Source organism: Vibrio cionasavignyae (genome assembly GCF_050337155.1).
Taxonomy (GTDB): domain Bacteria; phylum Pseudomonadota; class Gammaproteobacteria; order Enterobacterales; family Vibrionaceae; genus Vibrio; species Vibrio nomapromontoriensis.
Genome location: NZ_JAKJSR010000013.1, coordinates 170119 through 185036, shown reverse-complemented (window position 1 = coordinate 185036; position 14918 = coordinate 170119). Strand labels below are relative to the sequence as shown.

Here is a 14918-nt window from a genome sequence, read left to right as displayed (position 1 = left end):
TCATAACGTTAAATCACAGAGTACGCCCGCGGTAAGTGGGCGTTTTAAATCAAACAAAGAGGTATTGGTGGTGAAAGTAACGATGCTGGATGTCGCCAATGAGGCTGGTGTTTCTAAATCGACGGTCTCTCGGGTATTGAACCGGAAAAATATCGTGAGACCAGATGTTGTTAAACGTGTCTTTGATGCGATTCAGAAAACGGGTTATCGCCCCAATATTCTGGCGCAGAATCTTGCCATGAGGAAAACCAACTTCATTGGTTTTGTTATGAGTAACGTCCTATTTGATGGCCCTTATTTTTCAACGTTGATGAATCACGCAGCTTCATTTTGCGAAGAGTCGAACCACCAGTTAGTGATGACGGATGGGAAACACAGTAAAGCAGAGGAAAGGGACGCCATTAATTTTCTTTTGGATATGAAATGTGCCGGCATCATTGTTTATTCAAAATATCTGAACGAAAAAGAGCTCGCGGAAATCATTAGCCGTACCACTACCCCGATCATGGTGTTGAATCGCCCTGTCTCCGAACACCCTCAACACGCGATTACAACCAATCATTATCAAAGTGCATGTTTAATGATGGAGCACTTAGTGCAAAACGGTCATCGCAGCATTGCTATTATTCGTGGTAACCCAAACTCAGGCACAGATCAACAGCGTTATCGCGCCTATAGAGAGGTATTGGAAAAACATGGTTTACCCATTGATAAAGAACTGGAGCAATGCGGAAACTGGGCGTTGAAAGGGGGCTATTTAGCCGCAGTACGGTTACTTGAGTGTGATCGACGACCGTCAGCAATACTGGCTTGCAATGATGATATGGCGATGGGTGCCATGCGTGCATTCAGTAATGCAGGCTTGTCATTACCTGAAGAGATATCAATTGCAGGTTTTGACAACAGCAATATGGGCGAGTATTTATCACCAAGCTTGAGCTCGGTCAGTGTACCGTTGGGCAATATGGTTAAGGTGGCGATACTACGGATATTGGGAGAGAATGAACGAGCCCAATTAATTTCAATATCGGGCTCGCTAGTGATTAGAGAGTCAATTAAGTCACTAACAGCGCCAGAGTAGCCATCGTTTAAGGGATGGTTCGAACCATTGTTCAAATTGACTATTTTGGCGGAAGTAACGGCACTCTAAACGGTTATAAAACCGTTAATACGGCTTCGCGGCTTAAGCGAGATTTAGGCAGGGATGCATTATAGTCTTCATCCGCATGGTGATACCCCATCGCTAAGGCAACATCACACTGATAGCCACCCAACTCCTCTCTAAACAGCTCTGTGATCATCTCAGAATCGACTCCTTCCATAGGCGTTGAATCAATACCTAAGCGGGCTAAAACATGCATGGTATTACCGAGCGCAAGGTAGGTTTGTGCTTTCGTCCATGTTGACGTGTTGCCGGTTTCATCGGTGTTCAATTCAGCAAACGCAAAACCGCCAAAGGCTTGTTCACGTTGTTCGGGTGCCGTACGGCCATCTTCAATCCCTTTATCAACGACTTTTGCATAATCATCACGCGTGTAGCTTGGGTGGTATGCGAACAAAATAATATGTGACGCGGCTTTGATGTGTGGCTGATTAAATTGATGCTTGTTGACAAACGTATCGTGCATGCGTTGCTTAGCCTCATCGCTTTCAATGACAATAAACTTCCACGGCTGTGAGTTAATAGATGAAGCCGATAGGCGTATTGCCTCGTAAATCACCTCTAGTTCGTCTTGAGGGATACGCTTTGTCGCATCGTAGCGTTTAGCGGTATAACGTTGCTCTAAATCAGCAATGATGGGATGTGTCATGGTCATCTCCGAAATGAAAATAGTTAGGAATAGAAAGCGTTAGAAATAAAAGTAGTCGAAGTTCTGACTGCATTACCCAATACGAGTCATCTCATTGAGTGTAAAGCTGGCAACGGCACCTTCGGTTGCCGTCTTGTATTTCGCAATGTGAGCGCTACGCAAATGCGCTTGTAACAGCTCGGGTGACGTCCAGTTTTCATAAAACGTAAAGTGCGCAGGGTTGTTGTTATCTTGGTGCAAGTCGTAATTGATGCAGCCTTCTTCGGCGCGCGTTGCGTCAATAAGTGCTAATAATTCGGATTTAACCAATTCAATTTTATCTTCGTTAGCGATGATATTGGCAACAATAGTTAATGACGTCATAGTCTGTTCTCGTCTTCTTAAGGCGCAGTAATAAGCGGCTTATGAGTATGGATAAAGTGTTTGTGTCGAAACATAGTAATAGTAAGATTGATAGTTATAAAGAGGCTATAATTTGAATTATTATCAAAAATTATTTGATAATAAGCGTGAAGCAAGTGGTGCGGAGCATCATCTAATCAAACCGAGAGAGCAGGGGTAGGTAAATGCTACTTGAAGATTTACACGTTATCTTAAAGGTGGCGGAGTTTCGCAGTATCACAGCAGCTGCAACTAATCTTGATATGAGAACTGCCACCGCCAGTGCCGCGGTAAAGCGTGTTGAAGCGTCACTTGGTGCGGAGCTATTTGTTCGCACCACACGTCATTTACGACTTTCTGCTGCGGGTGAACGGTATCTACCACAGTGTGAGCAAGCTGTGAAAATGCTTCAACAGGCTAAGCTCAATATGCGAGAAGAGCTTGGTATCATTGACGGCGAAGTGCGAATAGCCATGTCTTCTGATTTAGGGCGTAATATCGTGGCCTCTTGGCTCGACGATTTTTTACTTGAATACCCGAAGGTGTCTCTACGTACCCATATTAGTGACAGCAATATTGATTTTTATCGCGATTCCGTTGATATGGCGTTGCGCTATGGGCCCAAATTAGACTCGAATCTATACGGATTTAAGATTAGTGATGCGCCAAGGGTACTATGTGCCAGTCCAAAATATTTGGCTGAATATGGTACCCCGCGAACGCCACAGGACTTACTGAATCACAACGCGCTGTTCTACCAATTACACGATATTATACAAGACGAGTGGGCGTTTAATGACGGCGAACGAGATTATAAAATTAAGTTAAAGGGCAATAGAGCCTCTAATGACAGCGATTTTGTACGACGTTGGTGTGTAGAAGGAAAAGGTATCGCGTTTAAGTCATGTATCGATATGTCGAGTGATTTGCTAGCAGGGCGAGTGGTCAATTTGATGCCAGAATATAAACCGACGCCATCAGAATTATGGTTGGTTTGCCCAAGTCGCCAATCGATAACACCCACTGTACGTCTATTGCGAGATCGGTTTAGAGATAAGAGTCAGGCGATATTAACCAAGCTTATAGAGAAAGGGGTGTTTGGTTCAAACGGAATTTAATGGCTTAAAAGGTATTATTTTCCAGTAAAAAGCCGAGCTTAGCGGGCTCGGCTTTAAGATTGCTGCTGACTCACTACTTTAGCGGTGATTCACTATCTTGGGAAACATAGTAATTGTTGATGACGCGTCCATATGGATCGAACGCTGAATGGAAGACACGAACCACATCTTGGTTGAGTGTTTCGCTCACACTAGTTTGTCCTGAGTTTATCGTGATCCGTGTTCCTGAGCCGATGTGAGATGGGTAGTACACATAGATATCACCTTCAACAACGAACGGATTTGTTCGGCTCCAATCATAAAAGAAAGAAGGTGCGGTGCCATTAATCGCATCTAATCTGGCAATATAAGGTGACATAACCTCCTTATTTTCTGGAGCTTGCGTTAGAAATATGGTTTTACTTATGGTTTTTGAGTCATAGACATAAGTCGCGGTGTAGGTTGAGTTGTTTTTGATATTATTCTGCGCAATATCAATCGGGTAGCCATCCAGTAGCCCACTGATTTGATTTGTACTGTCTACAAGATGGCAGCTCTTGTTGGTTGGGTCCCTAAAGATTTTATCAAGCTTAATATTTGCGCTGGTCGGGGATGTGACCGTGATGTATTGCAGTCCATCAAAAACATCGCTGACACTCGGTAAGGTACTAATGAAGTCACTCGAACCCCATTGCCAGTCACCTCTATCAAGCTCATCGGTGCAATTGCGCATCGCTAAAAAACCAGTGGTTTCAAATACCCAGTTGAATGCTTCTTGCGGTACCCAGTTGTAACCCGCTGGTGCCGTGTTTAACTTATACAAAGCATAAAATGAAGTAGGGAATGGTTCGTTATCCCCGAGAAACTTCAGTTCGCCATCAATAATTTCAAACCAAGCTTGGTCACGAGCAACACTGGATTGTGTACTCGCTTCAAATGCAGTGGTGTAACCCAGTAAATAGCGAGACTTTTCTGGCTGACTATCCAGTAGCACGATGTCGCGATAACGATTTAAGGTGCTATCATTTTCGTTGGGAAGAATATCAAAGTAGCTGCTATGCAATTGACTTGCATCGCTACCAAACCAATGTGCGGAAGGTGCCAAAAGGCTATTGAAGTGAGCTTCATCATCTTTAAGTAGAATCATCTCTTCCAAGATTTTATGAGCTTGATGAATTATGCGAAGTTCATGCTGCAATATGTCTTGGTTACTGTCCACAGGGATAAGAGAACGATCGCTCCAACTTTCAGCATAAGGCAGTTCCACTTGGTAAGCCTTGTTTGGTAGGTAGTGTAATATGGCTTTGTCTCGTTGATAATCAACGCTTAGAGTGGAGAGTACGGCGTCAAGTTGAGTGAAATCAGCATCATAAGGAGTGGTAAAAATGTCGATGTGCTCATCAATATTACCTGCAATGAGTAGTGGTTTTAGCACTTGTAATAGTTCACTTTGCGCTTCGTTTATCGCCTCGCGAGTTAATTCACCTTGGTAGTCGACAAAGTTATCAAACACTACGCTTGCGTCAGTCTTTGCCGCTCGGCTGATAACGAGTCTTGTTAATGGCGACAAGTTCACCTGACGATTGGTGTCGTCGAACACCAGAGAATACTCACTGGCTGGCTTAATGCCATGAACACCCTCTATTTTAAGTAATAAAGGGTAACGGAGTTGATAGCTCTCTTTGATAGTGAATTTACCGCTATCAAAGACGTCAATGAATGTGTTGCCTATCGGCAGGTGACTTGGATGAATAGATTCATCAGATAGACTATTCGTATGGTTCGAGCGGGAAGCTTGTAGGACCGTAACGGTGCCTTTGATCGCACCACCCTGGGAGGCTAGGCCATTGATCACCGAATGTGTGCTAGGAGAGGATGTCGATTCTGACTTACAGCCAGACAAAATGAGGGCAGTCATTAGAACTGCGGTAATTGTCTTTTGTTTCATGGTGTTGTTCTATCCGAGAAAAAGTTCTGTCCGAAAAAAGTGCTATCCGAAAAAAGATGATATGTAGCGAAAACAGATGTGCCAGCGTAGCCTATTTTGTTAGCAGTATTTGCGGGCAGCGGATTTTATATCAATGATATAGAGCAGGCGAGATAAACGATTTCACTCGGATTAATTTCACCATAACGTAGGATTAGGCTGACTTTGATATAAGCGCGACAGACGCAGTCGAACAGGTATAACGGATATTTAAGGAAGAAAAATGCGACAGCCTAAGGTTTGGATAAGAGCTGGAATCGTGATTATGTATGGTGCTTCAATCGATGCGAGCTACCATCGCCATCATGCGATACAACTTGTGTGGCCTAAGCCGGGAAGACGTTGCATGGTCAACTCGCTAGAGACAACAACGCCGGTCATCATTCCCTCTAATAAAGAGCATCAATTGCAGATGGAAGAGGGTTGGATTTTATTGGTGGAGCCAAGCAGCACGCTTGGAGAGGCGCTTTGTGATCGTGTAGTAGAATTATCTATCACGATGCTCTCTGATTTTATTTGCTCTGATTCGAGTGTTCAATGGGACAACCCCATTAATGCCAGTGATGATATTGGTTCGCTACTTACTCCTTTATTAGCCTATTTTGAACAGCCTATCTCTTCGCCACTTATTAATGATAGTCGAGTGATTGATAGTCGAATCAAACGCTTAATCACTGAGCTCAACCAATGCTTAGGGACGACGTGTCTGAAACCTAATACATGGCGTGCTAGTGATGTGGCAGCCACATTGGCATTATCGGAAAGCCGATTTTTGCATTTGTTCCGCCAGGAGTTAGGGGTGCCATGGCGACCTTATTTATTATGGTGTCGGATGTTGTGCGCGGTTGAAGCCGTGTTTAATGGACAGTCAGCGACAGACGCAGCTTATATGGCAGGGTTTGCGGATAGTGCTCACTTGAGTCGGACTTTTCGTAAAACCTTCGGGATGACGATTCGACAAGCAAAAATACTCTTTCAAACATCGTAGTGTTTAATGGGCACTGGCTCCCTTCTTCCTCGGTATTAATCATATAGCCAGTTTATTCAATTATTTTAAAAAGTGGTTGGTTACTCTAATGGTAGATTCAGTGACCGGAGTAATCTATGAACGACTTATCTCACGCTTATTTGCAACCCACGCCGATGTTGGACTTTTTACATGATGACATCCAAAAATTGATTGACGAAAAACAATGGAAAACCTTGTCTCGCTATGATGCGATTGGTGCAATTTATCACTTTGTTCGAGACGATATTCGTTTTGGTTACAATAGTGACGACCGTCTTCCTGCGAGCCAAGTATTAAAAGATGGTTATGGGCAGTGCAACACCAAAGGTACGTTATTAACGGCGCTCCTTCGCTCTGTGGGTATTGAAACCAGACTGCATGGCTTTACGATTTATAATGAACTGCAACGAGGCGCTATTCCTACGGCGATTTTTCGTGTGGCTCCAGAGCGAATTATTCATAGTTGGGTGGAAGTTTACCAAGAAGGGCGTTGGATTAATTTAGAAGGTTACATATTAGATAGTGGATATCTAAGGCAGGTACAACAGCGTTTTGCCGCGCAACAAGACGCCTTTTCAGGCTATGCAATATCGACAAAAAATTTGGCTCAGCCAAATGTCGATTGGAAGGGCGGTGATACCTATATACAGAGTGAAGGTATTGCCGATGATTTTGGAGTGTACCCGCAGCCGGATGACTTTTATTCAAAATATGGTAGTAATTTGTCCGGGGTCAAAAAGGTATTATATCGTTACGTATTGCGCCACATTATGAACCTAAATGTCAGCCGTATTCGTTTGAGAGGGATTGGACAAAGGACGTCGTAATATGTGCGTAGTTGGGCTTAAATGGTTTTTGGCACTAGCTTTGGAAGTGTTATGTGAGCGCTGCTGCGGTTAGACGTTCCGAGCAGCGCTATTGGTTAGGGTCGCTTTAGCGAATTTTACTTATTGGTCATTCGTGACAGGAGAGGTGTCGCTTATGGTCCTAGGTCGCACACAAAGAGCATATAGACATGGGATTACAATTAACACAATCGGTAATGAGAACAGCAGTCCATACCCAAGCGTTAATGACATTGGCCCCATATAGACATCGGTGCCGCCAATACCGTAGGCTAATGGCAGTAAACCTACCACAGTTGTCAGTGATGTCAGCATGATAGGTCTGAAGCGGCTTGCTGCGGCTTCAACAATCGCATGAGTGACGGGAAAGCCCTCTAATTGCAGTTCGTTAATACGGTTGATGAGGACCAGAGCGTTATTGACCACGACCCCAGCCATCCCCAATATTCCAACCAAAGCAAATAACGAAATAGGTTGCATGTGGAGAAATAGCGCCATTAATGCAGAGACAATAGCAAACGGAATGACGGCCATGATCAATAGCGGCTGTAATAACGACCCAAACATAATGGCGAGCACAAAATAGATGCCAATCATTGCAGCAGGGAAAGCGACAAAGAAGCCAGACATGGTTTCGTCGGTGTTCTCTGCTTCACCACCAACATCGAGTCTTACGCTTGTTCCTACCTGCGGTGTTAACGCTTGAGTCAGTTGCTGACTGAGTGCTCCAGAGCTTAGGTTGTCATCGATAATTTGCGCGCTAACCAATATGTGGCGATCGCCGTTGTAGTGGAGAATTTCTCGTGGCGCTTGAATTTCTTGAACTTTTGCTAAACGGCTGAGTGGCACTTTTACCCCTGAAGGTGTGGTGATTTTAGTGGTGGCAAGCTTGTCGAGATTGCGGAATTTTTCATCCAGTATCACGCGCAGCTTCACTTCTTCGTCGCCAACCCATGTTGATGTCACCGTATCACCATCAAACGCAATGCGCAGCGTGTTAGCAAGATCTTGCACTGTTAAATTGTAGCGCGCTAGCCACTCGTATTGTGGTAATACCTGTAATTGTGGATCGGTCAACGCTTCGTTATGAGTGACGTTATCAAGCCCACTGTGCTGGCTCATCCAATCCATGACAAGGTTCAATGCTTGTTCACGCTCTTGCTGGTTATTGCTGATGATGCGAATTTCTACTGGTTCACCGGGAGGGGGACCACCTGCATCTACCGTAAATTTTACAAAATTGATACTGGTTGAGTTGGTCAATTTGTGGCTGAGCGAGTCGGCGATATCATTGGCGGTTCGTGTACGTTGATCAACATTTGTCAGCGTGATCAACCCACGGCTCACAGGGCTGGAGTACGTGATTTGATGCGAGACGACTTCATTGCTTGGTAATGCTGCGATAGCGTTCTCTAAGTCCGTATGGGTTTGGCGGACTTTATTGAGCGGGGTGCCCGGAGCAATCTCTGTGTAAATTTCAATGTATTTGGCCGCATCACTTGGGAAAATGTCGAGCTTTAGGGTGGTTAATACCGCTGAGCTGCCCACAAGGCACGTAAGTGCGATCACTAAAATACGTTTTTTGCGAGCTAAACAGTAGCAAAGTATCGTCTTGTAGCGCTGAATGAGTGCCGTGAAGCGCGCATTGTCCGAATCATTTCTCGGGGGGCTATCGAGGGATGTCGCCAAATGTGCAGGCAGAGTAAAGGTACATTCTGCCAGTGAAAATAAAAGCGCAGTAATGACCGTGATAGGAATGACAATGATGGCTTTGCCCATGGTGCCAGGAATAAAAAACATAGGGATGAAAACCAGCGCCGTTGTTGTCAGACTGGCGATGATCGGGCGAATGACTTTCTGAACCCCCAAGGTCGCTGCTTCAACGCCAGATTTCCCTTGTTCTTTTTGTTGATAAATACTCTCGGCGACGATGACTGAATCATCGACGATAATACCGATCACCAGAAGCAAAGCAGCAAGGGTAATACTGTCTAGATTCATGCCAAGCGCGGGTAAGACGGCCATGACCCCAAGTACACAAAATGGAATGGATACAGATACCCAAAAGGCGACTTGGCGTTTCAATATCATACTTAGGACAATAAGAACCAGAATGAGCCCCACACCACCATTGGTGGTAACAATGGAGAATTTTTCTGCCATATCATCTGCTAGGTTTAAAGTAATCGGAAAGCTAAACTGACCTTCTAGGCGTGCATTTTCTTGATCTAAAATCGTTTTTACGCGATCAATCGTGGCAATAATGTCCGCACTGGCATTTTTGCTAATGGAGAACACTACGGCGTTCTGTCCATCCACCATACCCAGTTCGGTGGCTTTCTCAAACCCATCGGAGACTTGAGCAACATCCCCCAATCGGATCATTTCACCCGTGGGCAAGACATCGATGATGGTATTGGCGAGTTCCTCAACCGTGTGAATTTGCGTAAGGGTAACAATGCGTTGGTCGTTGTCCCACGACTCCACAATTCCCCCAGAAAGTGACAGGCTACGCGTGTTAATAGCGGCAATGACATCATTAAAGGTTAATTGATATCGAAGTACTTTGGTTGGGTCAACCTCAATCCAAAACTCTCTTTCGGTGTAGCCGTCCAGACGCACGCTTCCGACACCGGGTACTGATCTTAACCGTTTCTCAAGCTCACGAGTGTATTGCTGTAATGCGCGATTATCGAGTTTTGTCACCACGCCGAATGTCATAACATCGAAAGAGGAGGTGTCCTTTTGGACGACTAACGGGGGGTTAGAGATATCTTTTGGTAGACCTTGAACACGATCCACTGCTTGTTGAATATCACGAACCGTCTTATTGACCTCATAACTTTCATCGAGCTCGATGTTGATATAAGACTGGCCATCAAAAGACTGAGAGTAGTAGGTTGTGAGCCCTTGAATCGACTTCAGCTCTTTCTCAATTTTGTTGGTGATGTTTAACTCAATATCTTGCGAGGATGCCCCCGGATATTGTGTCGTGATCTCGACTTCCGCAAATGCCACGTCAGGGAGCTCTTGAAGTTTGAGAATGCTGATTGCGCCAGCCCCCACTAAAAGCACCATTATGGTAATAATACGAGCGAGAAAACTGCGCCTAGCAAAGTAGGCAAGAAAAGTGTTCATTCGAGACCCCTTAAGTTGAATTAGCAATCACTAGATTGACGATGGTTGAATGAGTAGTGGTGAATCGCGAGGGCTTAATTAAGCGAACCGAGATAATTAAGTGAACCTAGTTAATTAGCTGGATTCCGTTAATTACACGGATTTAGCTAATTACACAGACTTAGCTAATTACACAGATTCAGTTACCTGACGAAAATGTTGTCGTGGCATGTAAGGACATCTCTGGTCTAAAGAGGTGTTGGCTATTCTCGATTTCAATTTCGACCGGATAAGCAAATGTCTTAGCGTCTAATTCCACACCAATACGATTGATAATTGCGGTAATTTTGTGGTTTGGGTTGGCTTCCGCCCAAAGTTGAATTGGTTGCCCAACATGAATGGACGCGAGGTCAAATTCACTGGCAAGTAGCCGTGCATTGAGTGTATCTATATTCGTTAATGTGAAGAGTTGATCACCTCGGTTCACCCAGGCACCTTCGTTGACATTTCGCTCGACGACATAGCCATCAATAGGTGAGTAGACCGTGGTGTTCTTTAGATCTAACAGCGCTTTATTGAGTTCTATTTTTGCTAATTCCACATTAGCCTCCGCTGCCGCATAGTCTGCCTTTGCAACATCAAGTTCATTTTGAGACAGGCTGTTTTTAGCGCGAAGGGCTTGGTAGCGAGAGTATGTGGATTTATTGATATGTAAATCGGCTTCAACCAGCGTCAGGCTGGCTTTCTGCTTCTGTACTGCTAACTCAAAATCTTGTCGCTTGATCTCGGCTAGGGCTGAGGAAGCGGTGATCGCATCACCAACCTGCCATGAGGCTGTTTTGATCACGCCGCTCACTTCGGAAACAATACGAACGGCATTTTTGCTGGTGGTTTTACCAATCAATTCAACCGCGTATGAGTGGCTGGTAAATACGGATAGACTGAGAAAAGTAATGAGTAATGAGGTTTTCATGGCTAACTCCACAAATGGATTTTTCCATAGTGTGTCGTGCTGCGTGTCGATTTTATGTCGAATGCGCGGCGGATGTTACGATGTGGAATTTGGTCATTGTTCGACATTAATTCGACATGTTTTATCTATAATAGAAGGATGTTTTAGGGGCAGAGGAAAGCGCATGCTAGCGGGGAAAAGAATACTGGTTGTTGAAGACAATGAAGAGTTGCAAGGCATCTTGGCTGATTTTTTAGAAGTGAAAGGGGCAGAAGTCGATTTTGCTGATAATGGTGAATTGGGTTTAGAGCTTGCCCTAGAGCATGAATTTGATGCCATTATTTTGGACGTGATGATGCCGAAAAAAGACGGCATGCAAGTGGCGCGTGAACTGAGAGAGCATGGCAACACCACTCCCGTCTTGATGCTGACAGCACTTAATGGACAAGAGGACCTACTGATGGGCTTTGAAAACGGCATTGATGACTTTATTAGTAAGCCATTCCAATTCCCAGAGCTGGAAGTCCGATTATCGGCATTAATCAAGCGTTTTCGAGGTGAAGTCGCGCAATCTCGTCTTCAATTTGGTGATCTGACGATTGATCAAAAAAACCATCAGGTGATGCGTGGTTCTCAACCGGTAACGGTGACCCATGCAACGTATCAAATTTTGTTGGCGTTGACGAAAGCGCAGGGGGAGGTGGTATCTAGAGAGATGCTGATTCATCAGTTATGGGGTGAAGATATTCCTGATAAAGATGTGTTACGAAGCCACATCTATTTGTTGAGAAACGCACTGGATAAGCCGTTTGAGCACCAGATGTTGGTCACCGTACCAAAAGTAGGTTTTAAATTGGTGGCGGTATGATGGGGTTAAAGCGCAGGTTTAAAAAGTGCCAACGAAACACTATTGAAGATGTGAAAGCGCGGCTCATTATGACCTTTTCTATAATGGCACTGTCGTCCTCGTTTCTGGTGTTTTTTTCTTTCTCACTCTATCTGGTCTTCAATGAGGACAATCAAATAGAGCGTCACTTAGTGTCCTTCGAGCAGGTTGCCATCCAGCATCATGCACTAGATAACGCTAAAGTGGTGTCGATTAGCCCCAATGTCACGGCGTACTTTAGCGAGCAAGCGTTAACCGAGAAGTTGCAAGCACAGGCTCCTTACCCACTTAATGAGGTGACTCGCTATAACCGCTTCAGTGAGGAAGGGTTTCTTGTCTTTCATACTGAATTTATCGACAAAACAGGGACTTTACGTCCCCTGTATCTAAGTGTTGGTATGCGAGCTCTGGATTTTGGCGACGACAGTTGGGATAGCTTGATGCTGGTTGCTTTAGCATTAATGCTCATGCTGATTGCATTTTTACGTGTCTCTTTGCAGCGCATGCTTGGAGGATTAATGTCACCGATCGCAGATCTAAGTGAACAGCTAAAATCTGAAAAGGCACAGCGTTTTTCCGTGTCTTCGAGCTCGATTGATGAAGTAAAACAACTGGCGGATCACCTCAATAGGTACACTCAGATGAAAGATCGGCTAGTTAAACAAGAACTTATGTTTGCCAAATACGCCAGCCATGAATTAAAGACACCAATATCAATCATCCTTGGAGCGGCCAATTTGCAAGCGATGAAACAACAGAAAGACTTTCAAGCTAGGCAGCGTCAGCGCATTATTCATGCTGCGGAAGGCATGCAGGCAACCGTGGAAGTATTGCTTAACATTGTTAAACAAGAAAATACCGAGCATAAAAATACGTTAACTGAGTTTTCGTATGACGATATCGATGTGCAAAAATCGATAAGTAAGCGACACCCTGATGTGCAATTTACACTGAAAATCGCAGATAACACGCCGTTGAATTTCCCTCCTGCGGTATTAAATATGCTCTTAAAAAACCTCATTGATAATTCGGCTCGCTTTACTAAACAAGGGCATATTAATGTTGAGGTGACATCACAGGCGATTACTGTCACTGATTCTGGGTGTGGCATTGGTGGGCAGAATGAAACTGAGCATGGACTGGGGTTACTTATCGTGCAGCGATTATGCGCAAGTTATGGTTGGTCATTTACCCTGAGCAACAATGCACACCAAGCGGGCTGTACCGCACACTTAGAAAGGGAGAGTTAAGCCTACATTGTTCGGGAGGCGAATAGTTGGCGTTGTCGTAAAATACAAACGAGAGGGTATTTGTCCTCTCGTTTTCTACACAGAAATGTCTATCGATTAAATGTAGATTAGCTTAGCGACGAACACTGCCGTTAATACGTACATAGAGATGGAAACATCTTTCGTTTTTCCAGTACACACTTTAAGTACGGTATAGGTGATGAAACCTAGCGCAATACCGTTGGCAATGGAAAACGTCAGGGGCATCATGAGTGCTGTGATAGCAGCCGGTGCTCCGTTGGTGAAATCTTTCCAGTCGATATGCTGCATGCTACTCATCATGACAAAGGCGACGTAAATCAAAGCACCAGCGGTGGCGTAAGAAGGAATCATGCCGGCAAGTGGCGAAAGAAAAATAGCAGCTATAAATAGGGCAGCCACCACAATGGCGGACAGGCCAGTTCGTGCACCAGCAGCAACACCAGAAGCACTCTCTACATAACTAGTGACAGGGGGACAACCGACACACGCACCAGCTACACTGGCAATACTGTCTGCTTTAAGGGCTTTGCTCAGACCTTCGATTTTACCCGTGTCTTTATTGACTAGGTTGGCTCGTTCCGCCACGCCCATTAGGGTACCAGCGGTATCGAACATGTTCACAAACAAGAACGCAAGAATCACACTGACCATCGAAATGTTAAATGCACCCGCAATATCCATTTTTAGGAATGTTGGTGCAATACTCGGCGGCGCGGCAAAAAATCCGTTGTATTGTACTAATCCCAGCATCATGCCGACGGCGGTAACACTTAAAATACCAATTAATACCGCTCCAAATACCCGTCTTTCACTCAATACTGCAATGATAAGAAAGGCCATTGCAGCTAAAATCGCATCAGGCTTAGTAAAATCACCAAGTGATACTAAAGTGGCTGGGTTTTCAACGACGATCCCTGCCGTTTGCAGCCCGATTAGACCAAGGAATAGCCCCACACCGGCGGTCATTGCAAACCGCAAACTGTGTGGGATACTTTCAATGATCCATTGCCTAATTTTGTAAAAACTCATCGCGACAAAAAGAATACCTGAGATAAATACTGCACCCAGTGCGACCTCCCAGCTATAGCCCATTTCGCTTACAACCGTAAACGAGAAAAAGGCATTCAAGCCCATTCCCGGGGCGAGGCCAACAGGCCAGTTGGCAAAAAGCCCCATGAGTAAGCAACCAATTGCAGCCCCGATACAGGTTGCTACAAACACCGCACCCTGATCCATACCAGATGCCGCCATAATGCTAGGGTTTACAAAAATAATGTAGGCCATAGTGGCAAAGGTTGTGACTCCACCAAGCATTTCATTTTTGACACTTGAACCGTGTTGTTTGATCTTAAACCATCGTTCGAGAAAGCTATTCTCATTGGTTTGATTGAGCGTTTCTGCTTTGCTTTCGTTCATTTCAGCAAGTCCTTCTAATATTGAATTTCCCTAAACTGCACACGACCAAGCCCATCACATCAAAATGGAGTTTGATGCTTATTAATGAGTCTTTACGACGTCGAGGTTTGCTTTCGAGAGTGTGGCGCGATCACGATTAAGTGAGC

Annotated in this window: 12 protein-coding genes; 6 read left to right on the top strand and 6 right to left on the bottom strand. The window is 44.7% G+C overall.

The features are described from left to right. The first annotated feature begins 82 nt into the window (after nucleotides 1–82). On the top strand, nucleotides 83–1081 hold the full coding sequence (locus L4D74_RS10430; RefSeq protein ID WP_428752117.1) for a LacI family DNA-binding transcriptional regulator: 999 nt from the start codon (nucleotides 83–85) through the stop codon (nucleotides 1079–1081). A gap of 73 nt (nucleotides 1082–1154) precedes the next feature. Here L4D74_RS10430 and L4D74_RS10425 read toward each other — a convergent pair whose 3' ends face one another. Then, nucleotides 1155–1811, bottom strand: a complete 657-nt coding sequence (locus tag L4D74_RS10425) for an NAD(P)H-dependent oxidoreductase (RefSeq protein WP_428752072.1) — start codon at nucleotides 1809–1811, stop codon at nucleotides 1155–1157. A 72-nt stretch (nucleotides 1812–1883) separates the two neighbouring features. Further along, a complete protein-coding gene (locus tag L4D74_RS10420; protein ID WP_265674347.1) occupies nucleotides 1884–2174 on the bottom strand; it encodes a putative quinol monooxygenase in 291 nt (96 codons plus the stop codon). Nucleotides 2175–2377: 203 nt separating this feature from the next. Between L4D74_RS10420 and L4D74_RS10415 the strand changes: the two genes are divergently transcribed. After that, the gene (locus L4D74_RS10415) at nucleotides 2378–3310 is read left to right on the top strand and encodes a LysR family transcriptional regulator (protein WP_428752071.1); all 933 of its coding nucleotides are present in this window, start codon (nucleotides 2378–2380) and stop codon (nucleotides 3308–3310) included. A 73-nt stretch (nucleotides 3311–3383) separates the two neighbouring features. Here the strand turns inward: L4D74_RS10415 and L4D74_RS10410 are convergent, their stop codons facing one another. Then, complete coding sequence (locus L4D74_RS10410; RefSeq protein ID WP_428752070.1) at nucleotides 3384–5237, bottom strand: hypothetical protein; 1854 nt, start codon at nucleotides 5235–5237, stop codon at nucleotides 3384–3386. Between the two features lie 262 nt (nucleotides 5238–5499). On the opposite strand from L4D74_RS10410, the gene L4D74_RS10405 reads away from it, so the two are divergent. Both L4D74_RS10405 and L4D74_RS10400 read left to right on the top strand, forming a co-directional pair. Next, nucleotides 5500–6264 carry a helix-turn-helix transcriptional regulator gene (locus L4D74_RS10405; RefSeq protein WP_428752069.1) on the top strand — a complete coding sequence of 255 codons (765 nt, stop codon included), beginning with the start codon at nucleotides 5500–5502 and terminating at the stop codon, nucleotides 6262–6264. A gap of 116 nt (nucleotides 6265–6380) precedes the next feature. Next, nucleotides 6381–7112 carry a transglutaminase-like domain-containing protein gene (locus L4D74_RS10400; RefSeq protein ID WP_428752068.1) on the top strand — a complete coding sequence of 244 codons (732 nt, stop codon included), beginning with the start codon at nucleotides 6381–6383 and terminating at the stop codon, nucleotides 7110–7112. A 120-nt stretch (nucleotides 7113–7232) separates the two neighbouring features. On the opposite strand, the gene L4D74_RS10395 is transcribed toward L4D74_RS10400, so the two are convergent. Together L4D74_RS10395 and L4D74_RS10390 are read right to left on the bottom strand one after the other, a co-directional pair. Continuing rightward, nucleotides 7233–10268: an efflux RND transporter permease subunit gene (locus L4D74_RS10395; RefSeq protein ID WP_428752067.1), complete on the bottom strand. Its 3036-nt coding sequence runs from the start codon at nucleotides 10266–10268 to the stop codon at nucleotides 7233–7235. 178 nt (nucleotides 10269–10446) lie between these two features. After that, a complete protein-coding gene (locus L4D74_RS10390) occupies nucleotides 10447–11220 on the bottom strand; it encodes an efflux RND transporter periplasmic adaptor subunit (RefSeq protein ID WP_428752066.1) in 774 nt (257 codons plus the stop codon). Nucleotides 11221–11383: 163 nt separating this feature from the next. On the opposite strand from L4D74_RS10390, the gene L4D74_RS10385 reads away from it, so the two are divergent. Both L4D74_RS10385 and L4D74_RS10380 read left to right on the top strand, forming a co-directional pair. Further along, entirely contained in the window at nucleotides 11384–12067 is a 684-nt protein-coding gene (locus tag L4D74_RS10385; RefSeq protein ID WP_428752065.1) for a response regulator transcription factor, read from the top strand. A 68-nt stretch (nucleotides 12068–12135) separates the two neighbouring features. Then, complete coding sequence (locus L4D74_RS10380; protein WP_428752064.1) at nucleotides 12136–13335, top strand: sensor histidine kinase; 1200 nt, start codon at nucleotides 12136–12138, stop codon at nucleotides 13333–13335. A gap of 96 nt (nucleotides 13336–13431) precedes the next feature. Here the strand turns inward: L4D74_RS10380 and L4D74_RS10375 are convergent, their stop codons facing one another. Then, nucleotides 13432–14772 (bottom strand): NCS2 family permease, encoded by a 1341-nt coding sequence (locus L4D74_RS10375; RefSeq protein ID WP_428752063.1) that lies wholly within the window; start codon nucleotides 14770–14772, stop codon nucleotides 13432–13434. Between the last annotated feature and the right edge of the window lie 146 nt (nucleotides 14773–14918).